Origin of the sequence: Alkalihalobacillus sp. MEB130, from assembly GCF_032335535.1 — a bacterium.
Taxonomy (GTDB): Bacteria; Bacillota; Bacilli; order Bacillales; family Bacillaceae_D; genus Halalkalibacter.
Window position 1 is genome coordinate 329,851 of sequence record NZ_JAOANA010000001.1, and the last position, 21,911, is coordinate 351,761.

General features: G+C 38.6%; 17 protein-coding genes. 1 reads left to right on the top strand and 16 read right to left on the bottom strand.

Annotation, left to right across the window (positions count from 1 at the left end; all coding sequences use genetic code 11):
* Window positions 1-87 precede the first annotated feature (87 nt).
* Window positions 88-813 carry an SGNH/GDSL hydrolase family protein gene (locus tag N0O92_RS01605; RefSeq protein WP_315612853.1) on the top strand — a complete coding sequence of 242 codons (726 nt, stop codon included), beginning with the start codon at window positions 88-90 and terminating at the stop codon, window positions 811-813.
* Between the two features lie 141 nt (window positions 814-954).
* Here the strand turns inward: N0O92_RS01605 and N0O92_RS01610 are convergent, their stop codons facing one another.
* The 16 genes from N0O92_RS01610 to N0O92_RS01685 form a co-directional block, all read right to left on the bottom strand.
* Complete coding sequence (locus tag N0O92_RS01610; RefSeq protein WP_315612854.1) at window positions 955-2,337, bottom strand: hypothetical protein; 1,383 nt, start codon at window positions 2,335-2,337, stop codon at window positions 955-957.
* A gap of 87 nt (window positions 2,338-2,424) precedes the next feature.
* Window positions 2,425-3,585, bottom strand: a complete 1,161-nt coding sequence (locus N0O92_RS01615) for an iron-containing alcohol dehydrogenase (RefSeq protein WP_315612855.1) — start codon at window positions 3,583-3,585, stop codon at window positions 2,425-2,427.
* A 28-nt stretch (window positions 3,586-3,613) separates the two neighbouring features.
* On the bottom strand, window positions 3,614-4,522 hold the full coding sequence (gene dapA, locus N0O92_RS01620; RefSeq protein ID WP_315612856.1) for a 4-hydroxy-tetrahydrodipicolinate synthase: 909 nt from the start codon (window positions 4,520-4,522) through the stop codon (window positions 3,614-3,616).
* Complete coding sequence (gene pdxA, locus N0O92_RS01625; RefSeq protein ID WP_315612857.1) at window positions 4,515-5,537, bottom strand: 4-hydroxythreonine-4-phosphate dehydrogenase PdxA; 1,023 nt, start codon at window positions 5,535-5,537, stop codon at window positions 4,515-4,517. Before pdxA ends, dapA begins: the two co-directional genes overlap by 8 nt.
* Window positions 5,525-6,832, bottom strand: coding sequence for a four-carbon acid sugar kinase family protein (locus N0O92_RS01630; protein ID WP_315612858.1), 1,308 nt, complete (start codon window positions 6,830-6,832; stop codon window positions 5,525-5,527). The genes pdxA and N0O92_RS01630 overlap by 13 nt, the downstream gene beginning before the upstream one ends.
* A 33-nt stretch (window positions 6,833-6,865) precedes the next feature.
* Entirely contained in the window at window positions 6,866-8,167 is a 1,302-nt protein-coding gene (locus N0O92_RS01635) for a TRAP transporter large permease (protein ID WP_315612859.1), read from the bottom strand.
* Window positions 8,164-8,670 (bottom strand): TRAP transporter small permease, encoded by a 507-nt coding sequence (locus N0O92_RS01640; RefSeq protein ID WP_315612860.1) that lies wholly within the window; start codon window positions 8,668-8,670, stop codon window positions 8,164-8,166. The genes N0O92_RS01635 and N0O92_RS01640 overlap by 4 nt, the downstream gene beginning before the upstream one ends.
* Window positions 8,671-8,833: 163 nt before the next feature.
* The gene (locus tag N0O92_RS01645) at window positions 8,834-9,871 is read right to left on the bottom strand and encodes a TRAP transporter substrate-binding protein (RefSeq protein WP_315612861.1); all 1,038 of its coding nucleotides are present in this window, start codon (window positions 9,869-9,871) and stop codon (window positions 8,834-8,836) included.
* A gap of 41 nt (window positions 9,872-9,912) precedes the next feature.
* Window positions 9,913-11,004 (bottom strand): sialidase family protein, encoded by a 1,092-nt coding sequence (locus tag N0O92_RS01650; RefSeq protein ID WP_315612862.1) that lies wholly within the window; start codon window positions 11,002-11,004, stop codon window positions 9,913-9,915.
* Window positions 11,005-11,238: 234 nt separating this feature from the next.
* Complete coding sequence (locus tag N0O92_RS01655; RefSeq protein WP_315612863.1) at window positions 11,239-11,985, bottom strand: SDR family NAD(P)-dependent oxidoreductase; 747 nt, start codon at window positions 11,983-11,985, stop codon at window positions 11,239-11,241.
* Window positions 11,986-12,261: 276 nt separating this feature from the next.
* Window positions 12,262-14,040 (bottom strand): sigma-54-dependent Fis family transcriptional regulator, encoded by a 1,779-nt coding sequence (locus N0O92_RS01660; protein ID WP_315612864.1) that lies wholly within the window; start codon window positions 14,038-14,040, stop codon window positions 12,262-12,264.
* An 816-nt stretch (window positions 14,041-14,856) separates the two neighbouring features.
* Complete coding sequence (locus N0O92_RS01665) at window positions 14,857-16,755, bottom strand: sensor domain-containing diguanylate cyclase (protein WP_315612865.1); 1,899 nt, start codon at window positions 16,753-16,755, stop codon at window positions 14,857-14,859.
* Window positions 16,756-16,930: 175 nt separating this feature from the next.
* Entirely contained in the window at window positions 16,931-18,895 is a 1,965-nt protein-coding gene (locus N0O92_RS01670; protein WP_315612866.1) for an outer membrane protein assembly factor BamB family protein, read from the bottom strand.
* Window positions 18,896-19,215: 320 nt separating this feature from the next.
* Complete coding sequence (locus N0O92_RS01675; RefSeq protein ID WP_315612867.1) at window positions 19,216-19,968, bottom strand: ABC transporter permease; 753 nt, start codon at window positions 19,966-19,968, stop codon at window positions 19,216-19,218.
* Window positions 19,969-20,007: 39 nt separating this feature from the next.
* On the bottom strand, window positions 20,008-20,844 hold the full coding sequence (locus N0O92_RS01680) for an ABC transporter ATP-binding protein (RefSeq protein WP_315612868.1): 837 nt from the start codon (window positions 20,842-20,844) through the stop codon (window positions 20,008-20,010).
* A 27-nt stretch (window positions 20,845-20,871) separates the two neighbouring features.
* The gene (locus tag N0O92_RS01685; protein WP_315612869.1) at window positions 20,872-21,891 is read right to left on the bottom strand and encodes an ABC transporter substrate-binding protein; all 1,020 of its coding nucleotides are present in this window, start codon (window positions 21,889-21,891) and stop codon (window positions 20,872-20,874) included.
* Window positions 21,892-21,911: the final 20 nt, after the last annotated feature.

Below are 21,911 nucleotides of genomic sequence, written 5' to 3' on the forward strand. Positions count from 1 at the left end.
ATGTAGAACGAATTTTATTTACACATAATTGTACATTCTGCTATGATAAAATCGATCTTAATAACGAACAGAAAGAGGTGTTTACACATGAACATGGGCAAAAAACTTACCATGCTTTTATTTGTATTTGTTCTACTCACTTCTTTACCGATGACGACACTGGCAAAAGGACCAGAAAAAAAGGCAATCCACTATGTAGCGTTAGGCGACTCACTGGCATGGGGCATGTCACCTTTTCAACCTTCTATAAAGGGGCTAGGGTATCCTGAGTACTTAAAGAGCCGTTTTGAGCAATCTCAGTATAAAGTTAAGTTTCTCAATTTAGGATATCCTGGCTTAACATCTCAACTCTTACAAAGAGGTATAGACATCGATCCTCTCGTCGTTAGTGAAATTCAAAAAGCTGATCTTATTACCATAAGTATCGGCGCAAATGATATTTTACCAGTTAGAACAGCCCCCGAAGAAGTTTACATCGCATTAAACAATTTAGAAACGAACCTACAAAGTATACTCAGCACAATTAAAACAAGGAATCCTAATGCAAATGTGTATGTGATGGGATATTACAATCCATTCCCATATGCACCTCAAGATCATCAACCAGCACTATTACAACTATTAGCCAGCTTGAATCAGAAAATCGAGGCCGTTACAACAGCCAACGACTACACATACATCCCAACCGATAAAGTCATTTCGAAAAATTACGAAACATACCTTCCGAACCCCGAGAACATCCATTTAAGCGAAGAAGGTTATCAAGCCGTTGCGAAAGAATTTTGGAAGAAGATTGATAAGAGTAAAAATTAATCAGAAAAAGAGTGGACCTCATTGGTTCACTCTTTTATTTTGGGATATTTAATTGCCTCCATATCAGACATATCTACTTTCGACAATTATCGAGTAATTCCGGGCGGTGACAGGCACTACACCAGGCACTACACCAGGCACCTACAACAACCAAACCAAAATATACATCTGAGCCATCATATAAATAATAAACGAGTACACCCAGTTATTCCCCACACTCAATTCCCATTTTCCACGTGAACTGAGCGAACTAATCATAACAACTGGAACACTGACGGGTGAAAGCATAGTACTCATGGCACTTCCTACTGTAATCGACAACACGAACAATTCAGGGATGAAATCAATGGAAACCGTTTGTAACAAGCCACCGACGAGAATCATCGAAGTTAATGGTCCCAAACCAAGAAATCCTAGTATAATCATCAAAAACGGAAATAACATATACACGTTGATAAACTTTAACGATGAAATTACATTGATGGCTTCTATTAAAAGCACTCCTAACCCGGAGACCTTAACTACGTAAATAAAAATTCCCACCGAAAAATAAATAGATAACTCTTCCGTTTTTTTAGACACATCATGAAAGAAATATTGCTTTGTGTTCTGCATTAATTCTCCGAAGGCCTTCTTTAAGAAAAAGTAGACCGTGACACCAACAAGTGTGACCAACGGAACAACCGTTAGTAACGGCAATGCTGCGTAAACATGCAATCCAATTGAAAGACCAACAAATAAAATGAAAAGCAAGAAAAACTCAAGCAAAAGCTTATTTACGTTACAAGGTACAACTTGATTCTCGCTTAGTAAATCATGAGTCATCGCTTCCAAACCTTCTCGTCCTAGTTTCTTCTCTTTCACTCGATAGAAAATCAAGGAAATTCCAAAAGCGATGCTAGCAGCTATGAAGCCTTGGATCATGACACTCACTAACGGCGCTCCACTAACCTCAACAGCATAGGAGAAACTCGGAATCGTTACAACCCAGAGGGTCGCAATCGCAAAGCCCCTTAATATACTCGTGTTTTTCAAATAGTGAATGGTCTCGTTATCATTTTTCACATTGGAATTAGCAAAGTAATACATTAACGGAACACAACCGACTAACAAAAAATGGGAAAGTAACTGCGTGAATGCCAAAGTCCCACCGAAATAACGCACACCCGTTGTCAAAAAGGATTTTCCTTTTATAAAAAGCGCATCTGTATATGGTTCATGCTTAATGACCCAGCCCACCATCGGAATGATCAGAACCAAAACGATGACATTTGCTATTTCTAAAGGACCATACCACAGCACATCAACCCAGCTTACCCTATTATTAAAAATCAGAATAAAAAACGCAAAACTAAGCAAGAATAGCGGAAATATGGATTTTCTTTTCACCATCCGCAACGAATACATCAAGATAAATAACCCTATAACAGATTGCCATATCTGGAGATCAAAAGAGATTAATTGGTTTAGATAATGTAATAAAAGAAATGAAACTACACTTATACAAAATATAATATGAATCATTCGCATTCCCTCTTATCCAATATTCCGCATAATAGAAAAGGAAGGGCTACTTTCTGTAGCAACCTTCCATCTTTTGTATCCATCTATCTATAGCAACCTCTCATAGATCTTCTCAATGTCTGAAACGGTTGCTTTTTTCGGATTATTATTCATCAGCCTTGTCACCTTTGAAGCCGCCTCAGCTAGGGCAGGAACGTCTTCTTTTTTCACACCAAATTCCTTCAAGTCTTGTGGAATATTGAGTGCTTTCGTCCACTCCACGATTTGCTCGATCAGTCGATTCGCCGCATCGTGAGCAGAAACCGTTTGATCTGCTATCCCAATGGTTCTTGCAATCGTGGCCATGCGGTCTTCTATATGATCAAGATTAAATTGCGTCACATGTGGAAGGAGCATGGAATTGGCTTCACCATGAGCTATATGAAACTTTCCACCTAACGGGTAAGCTAATGCATGGACAGCAGCCGTTCCTGCGCTTGTGAGCGCCATTCCTCCGTAAACAGATCCTAGTAGCATATCTTGACGTGCTTGTAAGTTGGAACCATCCTCATAGGCTTGAATAACGCTTCCAGAAATAAGCCTCATCGATTCGAGAGCGTACATATCACTAATTGGATTGGCTTTGTTTGAAATAAATGATTCGAACGCATGAGTAAATGCATCCATTCCTGTGGCAGCAGTCACCTTTTTAGGTAATGTGATCGTTAATGATGGATCTAACAAAACAAGATCTGGTAAAAAGTGTCGGCTGACAATCCCCACTTTTAATTCTTCTTCAGGGATGGTAACAATCGAGTTTGGTGTTACTTCTGATCCAGTCCCTGACGTGGTTGGAATTAAAATCATCGGAATTCCTTTTTGAGGAACTTTTTCAATTCCAATCATCTCTTTTAGAGGAATCTTATTTGTTTGTAATACAGAAAATAGTTTCGTCGCATCGAGTACACTGCCACCGCCGATTCCGATCATTAAATCAAAGGATTCTTCTGATAATTGCTCCTGAATGCTTTCAATCTGTTCAACTGTTGGTTCAGGAGTAATGTCATTGATGACTTGATAAGAAATCGACAATTGATCTAACTGTTCTCCAATCACTTCGATATGCTTATTTCGTATCACGGAAGGAGAGGTAACAAGTAATACATGCTTGGTTCCCTCAAACATTCCTAATTGATCCCCTATATTCTTGATTACACCGTCACCTAATACGATACGCTTTGCCGTCTGAAATTGATGAAGTTGATTCATGGTTCCCTCCTTAAGTTCTCTTTATCTATTACTTTGTTTCTAATAATTCGAATTCTCCGGCCTCTATATAGCCTTTCACAATAGTTTGTACTTGTGCTTTTGTCTGTCCTGACAATGGAGAAACTGGCAATCTAGGATTTCCAACATTTAACCCAATCTCATTTAACGATTCTTTCAGAACCGAAGGAAGTGAACCTAATTTAAATGCGTTCCGAATGGCTCGTAGTTTTCTTTGTTCCTGTTCAGCCCCTTCAATGTCTCCAGCTTTCCATTTTTCATAAATGGATACGACGGCTTTTGGTAGGAAATTAGCCGTTGCTGCTACGCCCCCTTTTCCACCTGCCATAAGGGTTGCAAGAATAAGAGAATCGGTACCGGCCATAACAGAAAAGTCAGGATCGGCTAATTCAATATACTGCAAAATATTATCGAAATTCCCACTACTATCTTTAATTGCCACGATATTAGAGCGTTTTGATAGATGAGCAACCGTCTCCGGAGCTAAAGCATTCTGTGTTAATCCAGGAATATTATAAAGAATAATCGGCACGTTCGTTGCTTCAGAAAGAGCTTCATAGTGAGCGATCAACTCGCTCTGTGATAACTTAACAAAATATGGTGTAATAACAGAAACAGCGCTTACCCCTAACTGTTCCATTTCTTTTGTTAGCTCAATCGTTTCCTTTGTACTATTACAACCCGTTCCCACGTAAACAGGAACTTGACCTTTGGCTTCATCAACGCAAATATTTGCGATTTTCACTTTTTCCTCATAACTCAAGGCGAAGAATTCCCCGTTACTTCCCAGCGCAAAAATGCCATGGCAACCATTATCAATGGTTCTTCTTACTAACTGTCTAAGCACCCCTTCATTGATTTCACCCTTTTCATCAAACGGCGTGACTAAAGCGGGTACTACTCCTTCAGGTTTAAACATCTGACTTCTCTCCTTTTACAAGTCGTCTTGGCGCAAGATCTGCTGCCATAGAAAGCGCCTCTAAAAGCGAACGCTCATCTGCTAGATTTTTTCCAGCAATATCAAAGGCTGTTCCATGGTCTACTGACGTGCGAATCACTCCATCTTTCAATCCTACAGTAATGTTGACACCTGCTTCTATGCCAAGTACTTTAATAGGTCCATGTCCTTGGTCATGATAGCACGCAACCACTACATCAAAGTCACCCCGAGCCGCTCGGAAAAACAACGTATCCGCTGGGTAAGGACCGGTTACTTCAATTCCTTCCGCTTTTGCTTTTTCAATGGCAGGAACTAATTTTTCCTCTTCCTCTCCATTTCCGAAAAGTCCATTTTCCCCTGCATGTGGATTAATCCCACATACGGCAATCTTCGGTTTTTGATAGCCTGCTCTTGTTAGGGTTTCATGAGCTAAGTTTATCACTTTATACGTACGCTCTGGATTAATTCGATGAATTGCTTCAATTAAACCAACATGTGTCGTTAAGTGGATCACCTTCAAGTTTGGTGCTGATAGCATCATCGAGTAATCTTCTGTCTCTGTCAATGTTGCTAAAATTTCCGTATGACCAGGATACATATGTCCCGCTTTATGCAATGCTTCTTTATTTAATGGAGCCGTGCAAATCGCATCAATCTTGTGATCCAACGCCAGATGTACCGCTTTTTCAATGAAGCAATAGGCCCCATGACCAGCTTCTTTCGATACAGCTCCATAAGGTAGGTCAATTGGGATTAAATCTAAGTCAATACAATCAACCGTTCCTAACTCATACGTTCCCTCCTTAGGATCTTCGATGGCATTAAAGGTCACAGCAAGATTTAATTGCTTCGCCTCTCTTTGTAGAATTTTCAAATCTCCAATCACGACGGGTCTTGCCAATTCAAATGCTGTTGGAGTTTGCAATGCTTTTAGAATGATCTCCGGACCCACTCCAGCCGCATCTCCCATAGTTATTCCAATTATTGGACGCATGTTTCTTCCTCTCCTCTCAATATTCGTAATGATTGCACGAGTGCATCTTGTGACCCAAAGCCACCTGCTTTTGTAATCGTTAATATCGTTTCCCCTTTACACACAAGTTTTCCAATTGGAATCCCGATCTCTACTTCGTCGATTAATCTAAAGTCTGGTACTCCCATCGAAATACATGCTTTTTTAGCCGTATCTCCACCTGTGAGGAAAAGCCTTCTAATCTGAAACTCACTAACTATTTTTGCTGTTAACAACCCTAAAGTGTGAGAAATTTGATCACTGACCATTTTAGGCGTGAGTCCATATTCACTGCCTGAGTGATTGGCTAGATGAATCTCTTCCTTATCTCCAGATGAGAAAAGAACAATATTTAAGTTTTGCTGAATGGCCTCTTCTACTCTTCTAAGAACTCGTGCCATTTCATTATTCAACGATTTCTCATCTCTCACTACAAGGTGAGAAGACAATTTAATTCCTATCGTAGAAGGTTCCTTTAACACACGCTCCAATTGCTGACGTGAATGGATATTAACACTACCAATTACCATTAAAATTGACTTTTCTTGGTCAAGTTGTTCAACATTGAACACATGATTTTTCCTTTGACCACAACTAGTTAAATAGTTTGCTAAGCCTGCAGAACCTGACCAAACTACGTGAAACGGTGTTTCCTTCACACATTCAACGATTTGTGCTAGGTCTTCCTCAGTTGTTGAATCAAAAACGATATATGGAATATTCTCATCATAATAAAGAGCTAGCTTTTCTTTTATAAAATCTTTGCCCTGAGCCAAATCTCCATTTGTGATCACACCCATTTTCCTCTTTGTACCTTTTGATAAGATATCCGGAATAAAAGATTCGTTCACGGGTGTTTTCGGATCATGGGCAATTTCTGTTTCATGTAGCAATTTTTGTCCTACATAAAGGTTCCCATCCCTTACCTTCCGTTGATTCTTAGGATAAGCAGGGGCCATTAAAACAAAATCCGGTTGGAACACGTCATAGACCGCATCTAACTCCCTACCGACATTCCCTCTCATCGTTGAATCCACCTTTTTATAGATGAGGTCGAAGGAAAAGCGATTGAGAAATTCTGATGCCCGCCTCACTCTGTCATAGGCATCGGCCGATGAGACGGACCTACTGTCAGTATCCATGACAACGACATCTAAATCTGATAGAGAAACATCCTCTCTTTGCATGAGAACCGATGTTTTTAATCCAGATCTAGCAAATTGCACACCTGTATCATTAGCACCTGTTAAATCATCGGCTATTAATGCAATCTTCAACACGTCACCTCCTTGCTACTTTTGATCTATTATTTATTTCATCATTAAGTTTGGTAAGAACGTCACAATGCTAGGAATAAGAATAATGAGTATAATCGAAACCAAATAAACGGCGACAAAGATCAGAATATGCTTCATCATTTTTAATACATTTGTTCCCGCTACCTTTGCTGCCAATAAACTTGATAATCCATATGGCGGCGTAACGGTTCCAAGTCGAATCGCCATTACCGTCACAATCCCGGCAACAACCGGATCAATTCCTAATCCCTGGATAACCGGAAGTAGTAACGGTACGAAAATCAGCATAGCTGAGTTTGGTTCCATAAACGTTCCTAAAATGACATATAAAACCGTTAATATTAATAAGAAAAGAATTGGATTAAATTCATTTACTAATAAGAAATCAATTAATGGTTGCATTGCTTCGTAGTATGTTAGTACCCAAGAAAGAAGTGCGGCTGCAGCAATTAATATATAAATTGTTGCTGAATCCGTAGCTGCTTTCTTAATAACCTCCATATACTCTTTGAAGTTTCTTTGCTTTTTAAGAAAGAAAGCGACAATGAATACATAAAAAACAGCAATTGCAGCAGCTTCCGTAGCGGTAAATATTCCTGCCATAATCCCAACAATTACGATTAAAAATAAACTTAACGGAAAAACAGATTTCTTTATTGCCACTATTTTTGATAACTTATCATCATTACTTAAACCGATTAATTCGTTGTCAATCGGACCCACATTGTTTTTCGAAGCATAATACCACGCATAGGCCATTTGCGTTAAACCGATCAGAATACCAGGAATTATTCCAGCTATGAATAAAGCGGCAACAGATGTCTGAGCCAATGCACCATAGACAATTAATAAAATACTTGGAGGAATAATCGAACCTATCGTTGAAGATGCTGCTGTTACAGTAGCAGCAAACTCCCTACTGTAACCCGCCTTAATCATAGCAGGAATTAAGATTCTCCCTAATGAGGCGACATCTGCAACGGATGAACCTGAAATAGCTCCAAAGAAAATACTCGTCAGGATGTTCATATGAGCTAAACTACCTTTAGCTTTCCCGACCAAAGCTTTTGAAATATAAATTAAGTCATCGGTTACCTTGGTTAAATTCATAAGCCCCCCACAAAGAATAAAAAGGGGAATGGCTAATAAGGTAAAACTAGAAAACGATTCAATCATAACCGAGCTCACTTGTGTTAAACTGACCAATGGCTCTAACAGGATGGGAATAGCTGAAGCAATTACGATACTAAACGCAACAGGAACACCCAATAATAAGCAGAAAAGGAAAATCCCTACAACCGATAGGAGAATCATTTCTTTTTCACCTCTTTTCTCTCTTTCATAAACAATTCTTTAGCACTTGCAAGATGGAAATAAAGCATGAATAGGACTCCTACTAAAAATGCTGAATAATAGTAAATTAAAGATGGAGGAGAGGTAAGAAATCGAATGGAAACCAATTCTCTTCTATTTAATCCTGATTCAAAAGCAGCAATCCCAACAAAGACGAGAATAATAAGACTGAACAATACTAGGATATAGACAATCATGTTTTTGATTTTAATCGCATTTTTGCTTAAGTAATCTGAAAAAATATCAATTTCCAAATGCACCTTTTCTTTCAAAGCAATAGCTGATCCCATAAAAACAAGCCACATGATTGAAAATTTCCGGATGACTTCTATTTCAGGAATAGAATAAGAGAACACATATCGTGCTATAACACCAGCGAAAAGGGCTACTGCGAGTAAAATTAACGTTACTATACTTATTGATTCTGCAATCTTTGTTATAGCAGAATGCACTTTTCTAACCATTAGGACCCCTCCAGCAATCACTTAGTTGACCTGTTTCTGTCTGAGAGTTTCTGACCCCCAAGGATACGATCGACCGTGTGTATGACCATAATATCCATACCATATCTTGTATCTCAGAACGGGGGACAGAACTTTATAAGACAGTCTCAGTTCAGTTGTTACGTTATTTAAAGAAAATCTCCTCAACGATATCCACAACACCGTACTCTTCGGCTAGTTCCATTGTTTGGATTCGTGATCTTTCAATGAATTCTTCTCGATCCGGATTCGTGAACGTTACACCAAAGTCATTCTCTAATGTCTCCATGCTTTCATCTGCCAAATCAAATGCTTTGCTAATATATTCTGGTTGTATAATGTCTGCTGCTCTTTGAATCGCATCTTTATGCTCCTGGCTAAGAGATTCATAGCGATCGTTGTTCATAACAACAAATCCAAGTGTTAAATTATGTTGTGTTCTTGCTACATACTTTCCCACTTCACCAAAACGTTGTTCAATCATGGCATCTAAACTATTTTGCGAACCTTGCGCTACCCCTGTTTGCATAGCTGAATAAACTTCGTTGAAATCGATTGACGTAGGATTTGCCCCTAAGTTCTGCCACCAATCTAACTCTGCAGAAGACCCACCACTACGCATCGCTTTCCCTTTTAGGTCTTCAACCGATTCAATTGGGAATGTACTAATAATGTCTCTTTCTAATCCTCCAGCGTACATAATTGTTTTTAGTCCTGGATTTTCAACGAGTGCATCTTCAAAATAAGCTAATTTCCCGTCATTATTCACAATTGACTCAAAATGCTCTTGACCTTCAAACAAATAGTTTGTACTTAAAATATTGAAAACAGGATTATGCTCCGCAAACCATCCCGTATCTGAATAAATGAAATCGATGTCACCAGAGATAACAGACTGATATAAACTTGAAGCGTTTCCAACTGTACCACCCGTATGAACCCTCACTGTGATTGCACCATCACTTTGTTCTTCAATCTCCTCTGCAAAGGCAGTTAAAGTTTGTGCCAGATGTGAATCACTTGGATTTATCGTTGCTGCCACTAATTCAACCGTTCCTTCATTTCCATCTTCAGAAGATGAGTTTTCCGCTGTACCTTGCGAACACGCCATTAAAGAGACAAGCATAATACTTAGTAGTGTGAATGATAACCCTTTCAAAACTTTCTTATTGAGACCTTTCATTCTTTCTACCTCCCTCAATTTTCACTAATTTTTTTGTAGTTCTACTTATTTTTCAACCAATCTTCAGTGATCGTTACATGTTTAATATATTGTCGTAAGTATGTGAAGGTAATGTGAATTTGTAAATCTTCTGTTTGTTTGATAGAAGGGTAGGAAAATTCCGGTGAACCTTCAAAGCCTTCCTTTGCTATAATATCTCTCATATATGGCCATGTGTTTCCATTATCTTCGGAAATCGCTACTGCTAAAGGAGCTCTGATAACTCCCCAAATAGAATCATGTTTGATATCTTTCCTCACTCCGACTTCATCCATATCGCTTTTATCAAACCATGGTGGTCTATTTTCTTCTGGCGGAGCCATTTCTGCATTGATGTTGTTAAAAATCATAGCAAGATGGCCATTTTTCAGTTTGACACATTGAATGGAAGCATTGTTATTTGGGAGGTCGGTCTTTTTAGGCTCGCTCCACGTTCTTCCATTATCGTTTGATTCACTTTTATAAATATAATCAGCTTTTCTACTTCTAAAGAAACCTACTAACCTTCCATCATCTACTTTCACCACACTCATGTGGACGAGTCCGTTACTGTTATTCACTTCATACTCTTCCCAAGTCGTACCATTATCTGAGGATATTTTCACTACACTATAGTCATTTCCTAAAAATCCTGTTTCCGATTTCAAACTATAGTAAGCCGGAAGTAATAGATCTCCATTTTCTAAAATAACAGGAGGATGGCGAACAAACGAACCTGGTTTATCAAATAAGGTCTTTATCCCACTCCATGTTTCACCATTATCAATCGATGTACGATAGCGTACAACTGCAGAGTCTTGATGGACGGCATTTTGCGCAGTATAAATTAACCAAAGCTCCCCATTCGGATTTTCAAAGAGTAAGGGATTTTGTTCTGACCTTTCTGAATCATCGGATAGGACCACTGGTTTGCTCCATTCCGTTGCACCTTGCTTTAATCTCGAACAAAGAATAGAGATATCTGGCTTCCCCTCCCTCGATCCTCCAAACCATACACATAACAGATCTCCATTGCCGAGTGGCAGGATGTTAGATGCATGATTGTGCGGAAACAAACTTGGAATTTTCGTACCTAATTCTTCTAATTTATTCATGATTCACCGACTCCCTAGTTATTTTTTATAAGATCAAGAGATTTTGAGTGGCTTGCACTTCATCTCTCTTTAACTTATCCAAGGCTAATCATATCCGTTTCTTTTTGCAACATTTTTCACTTCCCACTTTATGGGTATGAAAGCGCTTGTAAAAACTTAGTCAATTATAAAGGAAACATGCATAATTCCACAAGTTTTTTTAGAATTTTCTTGCTTTTTGCAACGCACTAAGTATCAGTCCATATAGGTTCCACCATTTACGTTAATAATTTCACCAGTAATAAAATCAGACATATCAGAAGCCAAAAACAAAACCGTATCAGCTACATTCTGAGGTGTTCCTAGTTTTTTCAATGGTATGCTCGAAGTTACTTTTTGATAGTATTCTTCAGACCATTGTGTAATCATGTCTGTTTCTATAGGGCCAGGGCACACACCATTTACATAAATGTTATAGCTAGCCATTTCCAAAGCGAGATGACGTGTCAAATAATTCACGCCAGCTTTAGACGCCCCGTAGGATGGAGCTGCATTTTGGTGGCCGGATTTCGCTTTGGTAGAGCTCATATTCACGATCTTCCCGTAATTCTGCTTCATCATGTGAGGCAATACAGCTTTAGAAAAATACAGGTTTCCATTTAAGTTGACATCCATTACTTGTTGCCAGCTTTCTAAGTCCATATCTAAAGTAGAACTTCGTTTATTAATTCCTGCATTATTGACTAAAATATCGATTTTTCCAAATTGGTCAATCGCCTTTTCAACTACTTTTGTTGCTGTTTCCGGATCCGTAACATCCCCGGAATGAATGAAACACTGGTGTCCAAGACTGCTCACTTCCTCAGCGACTTCATCTAATAAATCTAAATTCGTGCCGTTGATGATAAGAGAAGCTCCATTATTAGCTAATGTTAAAGCAATGCTTCTTCCAATCCCTCTGCTAGCACCTGTTACTATAGCAACTCTGTTTTTTAAAAGCATGTTCCACCTCCAATACAATGTAACCGCAACCTTTCAACCGATCACATCACAAAACAATTCACGATACTTATTTGTTTCATTTTTAAACAAAACTTATCTTGAAAACCTGTTTATAAGCTCATTATATTTGAAAACGTTTTATTTTACAACTATAAATTTAATAATTTCGTAACAAATAAAAAACGTGTGCTTTTTTGCATCACACCACTTAACCACTGCACCAAAAATAGAAGACCCTTTCAACTTATTAGCTGAAAGGGTCTTCTATTAAAAATCCTACTCACCTTTTAACTTACGCCACAATGTCGATCGGTTAATCCCTAACCTTTCTGCCGTCTTTGAGTGATTCATTCCTTCTTCAGTGAATACTTGTTTGATAATGTCCATTTCAATTTCCTTCAACGTTCCAGTCAGATTAACAGAAGCCCCGTAGCTCTCATCAAATGAGTTCGTTTGAAGAATATGATCGATTTCTTCTTTTTCAATAAAAGGACCTTCCGCTAGGATGACCGACTCTTTCAAAACCTGTTTTAGCTGATCGACATTACCAGGCCATCTATGATCTTTCAACTCTTGCATAGCGTCAGCGCGAATACCAGCCAATTGTTTTCCAAATTCATAGTTAAATTTATTAATAAATAGATGAGTCAAACCATCCAAATCTTCAACCCGTTCACGTAACGGAGGAATGATTAGTTTCAATTCGCATAATTGATAATAAAGTTCATGGTTAAACTCACCTTGTTCTACTCTTTTTTCAATGTCGACCGTAGAAGAAACTATCATGCGGTACGGCGTACGATCCTGCCTAAGAAAATCTATCAGCTTGCTTTGAACATTCACTGTAAGCTGATCCATTTTCTTTAAGTAAATCGTTCCATTTTCGTTAGCACCAAAGACTCCTCTACTGCTCATCCCCCCGCTAAGCAATACGTCCCAATTTTCCTCAGAAACTAAATCGCATTCTACAACTAGAAAAGGATAAGTTGACCTCTCGCTTCCAAGATGCATTAAATAAGCCATCTGTTCCTTTCCCGTTCCACTTTCTCCCAAAATCCAAACTGGTTCATCTTGAAGACTGAGCGCCTTTGCCTTTTCAATCGTTTGCTTCATAAAACGATTCTGAGCAGAAAACCAATTCAAGGATTTCAGCGAAGCACCATGAAATGGAGTATTAATCCGTACTCCTTCTAATTTCTTACCTTGTAGATTAGTAATAAGAGCTAAAGAAAGTAAGACAAATGTTTGTTTTGGCAACTTTAATATAGTCCCCTTAAGCTCCCAAGCTTCCTTGTTCACTTCGACGACTATAGTCATTTCACCATTAGCCATGACTTGTTTGAACCAATCTATCATGTTCGACTGCTCAAGAGCGTCTTTTATCCGGTCCGCCGAGCTATTCGAATATACAATAACACCACTATGATCAATGACGACAAACGCCGTTTCACTTTGCTCCACAATCTCTTTAGGTATCATTGCCTCCGTCATAAAAGGAAAGAACAGATTACTCACCTTTTTAGCTTCTTCAATAGCCTCTACAACACTTTCTCTTCCCGATGTAAGCAAAAACCCGTTCATCCCTAAGCTCTCAGCATGCCGAACGGTGATCGCATCACCAACAATTATATGGTAGTTATTTTTCTGCAACTCCATTAACTTAGGTAGAACATCCTCTTCTCGATAAACGGTAAATGCAGCTATATCAATATCTAATAATGAACAAATCGTTGTTGCATTTTCTATAACATTTTGAAACCCAACGATCCCCTTTTTATCCGGATTATCTTTTAATAGTGTGAAAATCCGCAACAAATCAAAAGCCGAAACTTCAATTTCGACTACCGGAATGTTGACTTCATCCCGAATAAGAGCTGCGGTCCCTCCTCTGCTAATGATAACATCTACACCATTCGCTTCTGCCCTTTTGGCAATCTCCACACCTTGTTGCAAATCACCTACTTCAACCTGCACTTCTATATTCACTTCTTCATTTACGGTAGATTCAATCAGTTCCTTCAATCCTGGATAAGGTGCAATTGCTACAATCTTCACGTCATCACCCTCTGTTGCGTTTTTAAACATCTTATTATAAATATATCAAAAAAATAGGATGTCCGGAACTTATTTTTATAAAAATGCAACAATTTGATATATTTGAGCCAGGCGACAAGTTCCTCGTCCCTTCCTTAACTCGCTCAAGAATATAAATTCTAATTATGATGAATAATTGGTCACCATTAATCTTCATGCAGCTTTCATCTGTGAATATCTCCGTAATGTGGAAAAAAGCGTGTATAAAGTGTGAGTTATCAACTTTATCTACCTGAGAAATAATTTGTTGTATGACAGTAAAAGAGAAGGTGGTATGTGTTCGTATTTTAGGAAAAACCATCTCTGCAATGATTATAATATTGGAAATATGCAAAAAAAACCTCAATAGTCGCGCCGAATCTGAAGGCACTAGCATCAATTTAGTAGATTTGCGCCAAAACGAAGATCATATGCGGCAAATTCGAAGTAATATGCGGCTAGCTAAAAATTTATGCGGATAAATCGCCTTCCAATGCGGATAATCAGAAATTTATGCGTTTCAGACCTGTTCGGACTCTCCTCTATTAAATCTAACCATCCTTAAGGCAGTTACAACAGCCAACGGCTACACGTACATCCCAACCGATAAAGTCATTTCGAAAAATTACGAAACACACTTCCCGCTCCCGAACCCTGAAAATATCCATTTAGCGAAGAAGGGTTATCAAGCCTTTGCGAAAGAATTATGGAAGAAGATTGATAAGAGTAAAAATCAATCACAAAAAGAGTGGACCTCATTGGTTCACTCTTTTTTCATTGCCTCCAAATCAGACATATCTACTTTCGACAATTATCGAGTAATTTCGGGTGGTGACAGGCACCCCCACCCATCCCTTCCCGATAAAACGTAAATTGATTTTTCCCATTTCTTTTTGATTCATACATCGCGACATCTGCTTGTTTCATAACATCTACTGCCGTCTCATTTCCCTCTTTGTAAAAGGAAATCCCAATACTCGGGGTCGTAAAAAACTCGTATCCTCGAATCTCATAAGGAGCACTTAAATGAACCATTAATCTCTCTACAATCGTCAAGATGTCTTCCTTTTGAGTAATATTTTTAAGCAATAAGGTAAATTCATCTCCACCTTGTCTTGCGATAACGTCCCCATCTCTCACACTAGACCTGAGTCGATTCGCAATCTCAATCAGCAATTCATCCCCGGCATCATGTCCAAGTGTATCATTAATTAACTTAAACCGATCAAGATCAATTAGACAGACAGCGAACCCACTACCATCTTCCTTCCTCCTACCCAATTCATGTTGCAAGCATCCTTCAAAAAAGACTCGATTAGACAATCCAGTTAACGAATCATGATAAGCTAAAAAGTTTGTTTTCGCTTCGGCTTTTTTCAGCAAGGTAATGTCCTTAACAATCAAATAAACCCCAACCACATTTTCTTCTACATACGTAGGAATCATGGTCAATGAAACATCTAACAAATTGCCAATTCCACTTTTCACTTTACCTTCAAAATGTTGATGGTCCCCTGCACAAGCTCTGCGAAAATGCTCAACTCCTTTATCCCGATCTATTTCTTCTAGAAAAGAGTAGAAGGATTGACCTAACAATTCGTCTTGAGTCATATTAGCCAATTCAGCAGCCGTTTGATTCACTTTAATAAACTCACCATCTAGATTCAAAGAATAGACTGCATCAGGATGCTTATAAAAGAGAGACTGAAACCTTTGGTTGCTTTCATTTAAATCAGCAACTAGCTGCTTATTTGCAAGGAGAACGAAGATTTGCTTGACCATGACCAACACAACAGATAGAAAACCACCAATCGTTAAAACCGTATGCTCCCTGTCAAATAATATAATGAACAAAATAAGCCCAAGACAACTCACATAAGGAAGAAGAAATCTAAATATCTTTATTCTAACTATATTATGAGAATCAATAATGGCAGCTTCTTTCCTCGTTTGCAAGCTAGAATACCCAACTAACAAAATCGCAAGCGTAACCAACGGATCAACTAAACTCCCCGTTTTGTATTGATTTGTTAATTGAAGATACATATAACCTGAATCGGAAACAGCCTGAATACTGACAGCTAGTAAAATAATAGACATAGCCTTTTTATAACGGATCTCTCTCAACCCAAAGAACAACAACAAAGCTGGAAAAATTAAAGCCAAGCACCCCAGTGGATACCCCAAGGAAACAAAAAGAAACAACCCAGTTAGTTCAGGATCGATAAGCAATTTTTCAATGATAAAATAATAGCTTAAGGTCGTTGTAACAACCATAATAATCAACAACTCAAAAACAAACTGAATTGATTTCGCAAACGAAGTAAAACGAGAAAAATAATAAATAAGCGCGGTAAAGTAGAAGAAGATTTGAAATATATAAAAGACATCAGCTAAGCCTGGAAAAGGTACATCCACTTGCAATATACTTTCATAGTACATCCAAACTAACTCGGCTAGAAAATAACTGGCTGATCCTAACGTTAACCATAACCAGAATGTCCGTTCCTTCCCCGTCGTTCTTTTATATGCTAAATATAATAAAATCATTGATATGAATGGACCAACGGACGATATAACGTTACGAGTCAGGCGAGTAAACGAAGCTTCATCATTTCCAAATAATATAACAGCATAATACACGAATATGTAAACAAAAATACTTAGTAGAATCACCTTATTGCTACTCTTTTTCATACAGAGCTCCTGCTTTCCACTTGATTTTAATTAGGTAAAAAGAACTACTACTTACAACTTATTATAAACTATTTTTCGTGTATCTGCACCTAGTTTTCGGAATGTCAGAGGCCTGTTATTTTCTCAAGCAAAAAAGACGAGGTGCCTGCTCCCTCGTCTCTTTCACACTCCCCACCTACTGTAACCTCACCATCTCCAACTTTGTTTCACTATCCGCAAAATACAGATACACCCTAAACCCATTGGACTCATAGATCATTATATAACTACCATCAATATCGCTAACTCCCTCACTTATAGGCAATCCAAATCGATCCCTAGCCTGAGTAGGCGTTAGATCCAAGGATGCTCCAGCCATATCAATCGTACTAATCACTTCATCTAAATAACTAGCAACATAGTAAATACATGATCCATACTTAATTCCGTATCCTCCATCAAAGTATCCTTCCCATTCAGGGACCCCTTTTTCATCAATGATGTCCTCACCTGTAACGCCAGCGTTTAATGAATACTCACACCCTGTCATTGCACCGTTAGCAGCAGCTGTTAAAAAGCTATCATCAGAACTCTTCGCGCCGGAATTAGTCGAAACTACAGGCTCCTCTTCCTCTACTGCCTGACTTTCCTCTTTATAAAAACTCCCCTCAAACGAAACAGCCACGCCATGATAAGCGGTACATCCAAAATTTTGGCTCACTTCAATATACCCCTCCATCAAGGTTAGCGTTAATTCACACGCTTCTCCACTCATAAACTCCGCATGTTCATCGTCAAAAAAAACGGCTTTATGATTGTTAATTTGGGCCCTACCGGCAAGTTCCCCTGTATGCAAATTGGAACTCACATAAATATCAAAATCCAATTCGCCATCTGTCACATTCGAGATAACAAGGGTACCAAGATAAGAGACATACTCCCCTGCTTCAAATTGCTTCGCAGGAACCTGACTCACTGGCTCTTCTTGTTCTGCCTCTTCTTCTTCCGGCTTCCTTTCCTCAAGCATAAGCTCCACATCTTCGAAGCCCTCATAATAATCGCGATCCTGCTGCCCTAATAATTCACTATAAAAAGTTGCCACTTTTCCTTTCCCTGACAGAGTAAGAGTTTTTCTACTAAGAGTGAATCTCTCAATATACGGAACATCAAATAAATAAGTAGACTGAACCTCTCCATCTTTCAAAAGAAACTCCGTAACTTTTCCTTCTGTCCCAACAAAAATAACCCCATCTAACGGGCTACCTGCAAATGTATACGCCTCGTCATCAAGCGCTACTTCCCATAAAACATCTCGTTCGTGAGAGAGTGTAACCACCTTCTCTCCAACAGCGAACGTAATAGACTCGTCTGTAACAACAGGTGAGGAATAAATCACCCCATCATAATCACTTCTCCAAAGTTCCTCTCCTGTCTCCAGTTCCAGCACAAACAAACTCCCAACCTTCTCGAATATGTCTCCAGCTGTTACATAGATTTTCCCATTATGAATGATAGGTTTGCTCGGTGTCAGATCTTCCTCCAATTGAAACTCCCAAACTCGCTCTCCTGTCTCCGGCTCCATAGAGTAGATGAGATTGTCAAAGTTATCATAAAGATAAAAAAGACCGTCTACCACTTGTATTCCTTCATCTTTTATGTACCCTGGTTGATTACTCAGTACTTCTCCTGACTTCAAATCAAGTTCATATATTGTTTCGCTCGTATCACCGATAAACACACTATCCTGAATCACCGTTGCTTGATTACTCATTCCCGTTTCCGTTTGAAAATCCCATATACGCTCTCCATTTCGCTTATTTAACGCGTATAATCGGCCTCCATAATTCGAAAACAAAACAATTTCCCCCGCTATTACTGGACGAAATGGATTAATTGTGTGACTCTCATACATCCAAACAACATTTCCCGTGTCCTGCTCAAGCGCATAAAAATTCTTGTTAGAATCTCCAATGTAAAGAATCCCCTCTTCAACCACACCAGCAGAAGGTGTATAATTTTCCTCTGTCCCTTGAAAGATCCAATTTGCCTGCACTTGATTTTCCGGACTAACCTCTACCTTAATTGTCGTTTCTCCCGTAGATGAACACCCCACTACCATTGTCAAAAGCAGAATTAAACACACCTGATACACACGAATCATCTTTCGCCCTCCCCCCAACAACAAAATTAAAACGCTTTAATTACATTCAGAATCTCATAAACCTTTTCATATGTATACATCATTTTACAATTTCATTCCATATAAAAATGCCTGTCGACAAATATCGGGTGGTGACAGGCACAGGATAAGGCACAGGGTAAAGGATCGTCTCACAATTACCTGTTCAAGTCTCTTACTAATTGAGAAAAGGACGACTCCAATACGAATCGTCCTTCTCTCCAGATCAAAATATAGGTACTTATCACTTTAATAGATTTAAGTCCCAGTAGGAAATTACAATTCACTACCCATTCGACTTTCTAAACTTCATTTGTTCTCCATCTTAGTAAATATTTCTCCAACACCAAGAATAAATAATTGATCGTATACCCTAAGATTCCTAATGTAAAGATACCTGCAAACATTTCTGCTACACGGAATATACGTTGCATATCAAGAATATAATAACCAATGCCGTTATTTCCAGAAATCATCTCGGCCACAACAGCAACCATTATGGCAATCCCTATAGAGATTCGTAACCCAGTAAGGACAGTTGGTAAGGAAGCCGGTAAGATGATCTGGTAGAGAGATTGAACTTTTGGTACACCGAACGTTCTACCAGTATCAATTAACACTGGATCAACCCCACGCACCCCACTGTACGTGTTTAATAATATCGGAAAGAAACAAGAGAGAAAGATAACAAACACCTTCATTTCATCCCCGATTCCTAAAAATAATATAGCAATGGGAATGTATGCAGAAGCTGGAATCGGACGGATAAATTCAGTTATCGGTTCTAGCAAGCGATATACTGGAGAGAACATGCCCATAATAATCCCCAATGGAATTGCTACGGCAGCAGCTAGTAAAAATCCAATAAACACTCGTGCCAAACTTGGTAGAAGTTGATTGAATAACTCACCGGTGATAATTAAGCCTCCCCAAGCTTTTAAAATCTGACTTACTTGAGGAACACTCACTGAATCTACCCATCCATTACGTGAAGACAACTCCCATAGGATTAATAGTATAATAATTAATAAAAAACCTGACCAACTCTTCTTCAAATTGCCTCCCCCTTTTTTTATAACAAGATTCTAAAGAGACTATGCTTGTTTTTCCTGTTCAAAAATACTTGAGAATAACTTACTCTGAATAGTTGTGAATTTACTGTTCTTGCGCGTTTCAACTTGATCACGAGGATAAGGCAATGTAATTTCTAAATCTTCTTTCACTCCCTCATCTCCTTTTCCGAGAGAGATAATTTGACTAGACAGAAAAACCGCTTCGTCTACATCATGAGTAACAAACAAAATTGTAATAGGAATGGACTCCCAAATCTTTAATAATAGCTCTTGTAAAATCGCACGGGTCATTGCATCGACTGCACTAAATGGTTCGTCCATGAGTAATACTTCTGGTTCACAGATTAATGCTCTTGCTATCACCACACGTTGTTGCATTCCACCCGAAAGCTGGGAAGGATAATGATGCTCATATCCTTCCAGGCCAACTAATCGAATGTATTCCATACACTTCTCTTTTGCTTCTTGCTTGCTTTTAACCTTTTTATGGCTTCTCAATCCAAATTCTATATTCTCTAGCACTGTAGACCATGGAAAGATAGATTTTGAATATTGTTGAAAAACATAAATCATTCCCTTAGGTGGCCCTGAGATGGCTTTTCCATTAAACATGACTTTTCCGTCTGTTGGTTGCTCCAAACCTGAAATCATTTTTAACAATGTCGATTTTCCACACCCAGAAGGGCCCACAATGGATAAAAAACTCCCTTCCTTAATTCCGTATGAAAACTCATTAAATACAGTAATCCTTTTTTTATTAACATTAAATTGTTTAGTAATATTATTTATTTCTATAATCTTCTTTACGTCTGCTTTTTCAGTTTTCGGATATAAGGCAAGAGAATTTTGTAAAGACATTCTTATCCACCCTTTCTCCCTAGAGAGTTATTTGTTTTTTGCGATTTTAGCTATATAATCTTCTACATTGAGCTGTTCTTCTAACTCGCCTGCCTCTACAAACATATCAACGATCTCTTGCCAAACGTCAACGTTAATATTATTGCTCCAGCCAATCATCGGCATCTCATTTACTAAATCAGCATCAATTCCCGTAAACTCTACAATGTGCTCTCTAGCACGATCTTCATCTTCTAACATATACTCCATTGACTCTGAAATTGCAGCATTAAATCTTGAAATGGCTTCTTCGTTTTCATTAACGTAATCCGCTCTTGCAAACCATGCTCCAAGAGGTTGTTCAGGGATACTCTCAACATAGTTCCAAGAAATCACTCTGCCTTCACCGCTGGTAAGAATTTGTGTAGTGTAAGGATCTACTGTGGATACAGCATCAACTTGATTATTGATCAAGGTATCATACATACTGGAGAAAGGAACTTCAACAAGCTCAACATCATCCGGTGAAACCCCTGCCTCTTCTATAAGATTATTTAACGCGATGACTAACTGGTTGCGTAAGTTATAAACAGCTATTTTTTTCCCAGCTAAGTCACTTAAACTTTGGATCTCAGAATCTTCTTGTACAATGATGGCCCCTGAATCTGGTCCTTCAGCCTTAGCCGTTTCATTTTGAGCTACTGCAACTAAATCAAAGCCTTGCTCATTGGCTACCATTGCTGCACCCGGAAATGAATTTACTACATGTACCTCTCCTGAACGTTGTGCGTTAATTGCCTCTGCTCCAGACCTAAATTCAATCAACTCAACATCTAGTCCATATTCTTCAAAGATTCCTAATTGCTCAGCTGCCCAAACATTTGTTAAAGCCCCAATTTTGTTAATTCCAATTTTAAATGAAATTAACTCTTCTGCTGGCTCCGTGCTACTGTCACTACCTTCTGTAGTTGAACTTTCTGAACTTGATTCCTCCGCTCCACAAGCAGTTAACATGATTAGCAGGGCAGATAAAAGTGAAAACATTTTTAATTTTGAAATTTTTCTCATTGGATTCTCTCCTTTTATAA

What these genes read in the sequence shown, in the direction of transcription:
- N0O92_RS01635 (WP_315612859.1), bottom strand. Translation starts at nt 8,167, where the DNA reads ATGATTCTCCTATCGGTTGTAGGGATTTTCCTTTTCTGCTTATTATTG.
- N0O92_RS01665 (WP_315612865.1), bottom strand. Translation starts at nt 16,755, where the DNA reads ATGAAAAAGAGTAGCAATAAGGTGATTCTACTAAGTATTTTTGTTTAC.
- N0O92_RS01645 (WP_315612861.1), bottom strand. Translation starts at nt 9,871, where the DNA reads ATGAAAGGTCTCAATAAGAAAGTTTTGAAAGGGTTATCATTCACACTA.
- dapA (WP_315612856.1), bottom strand. Translation starts at nt 4,522, where the DNA reads ATGTTTAAACCTGAAGGAGTAGTACCCGCTTTAGTCACGCCGTTTGAT.
- N0O92_RS01655 (WP_315612863.1), bottom strand. Translation starts at nt 11,985, where the DNA reads ATGCTTTTAAAAAACAGAGTTGCTATAGTAACAGGTGCTAGCAGAGGG.
- N0O92_RS01615 (WP_315612855.1), bottom strand. Translation starts at nt 3,585, where the DNA reads ATGAATCAACTTCATCAATTTCAGACGGCAAAGCGTATCGTATTAGGT.
- N0O92_RS01610 (WP_315612854.1), bottom strand. Translation starts at nt 2,337, where the DNA reads ATGATTCATATTATATTTTGTATAAGTGTAGTTTCATTTCTTTTATTA.
- pdxA (WP_315612857.1), bottom strand. Translation starts at nt 5,537, where the DNA reads ATGCGTCCAATAATTGGAATAACTATGGGAGATGCGGCTGGAGTGGGT.
- N0O92_RS01640 (WP_315612860.1), bottom strand. Translation starts at nt 8,670, where the DNA reads ATGGTTAGAAAAGTGCATTCTGCTATAACAAAGATTGCAGAATCAATA.
- N0O92_RS01605 (WP_315612853.1), top strand. Translation starts at nt 88, where the DNA reads ATGAACATGGGCAAAAAACTTACCATGCTTTTATTTGTATTTGTTCTA.
- N0O92_RS01650 (WP_315612862.1), bottom strand. Translation starts at nt 11,004, where the DNA reads ATGAATAAATTAGAAGAATTAGGTACGAAAATTCCAAGTTTGTTTCCG.
- N0O92_RS01685 (WP_315612869.1), bottom strand. Translation starts at nt 21,891, where the DNA reads ATGAGAAAAATTTCAAAATTAAAAATGTTTTCACTTTTATCTGCCCTG.
- N0O92_RS01680 (WP_315612868.1), bottom strand. Translation starts at nt 20,844, where the DNA reads ATGTCTTTACAAAATTCTCTTGCCTTATATCCGAAAACTGAAAAAGCA.
- N0O92_RS01670 (WP_315612866.1), bottom strand. Translation starts at nt 18,895, where the DNA reads ATGATTCGTGTGTATCAGGTGTGTTTAATTCTGCTTTTGACAATGGTA.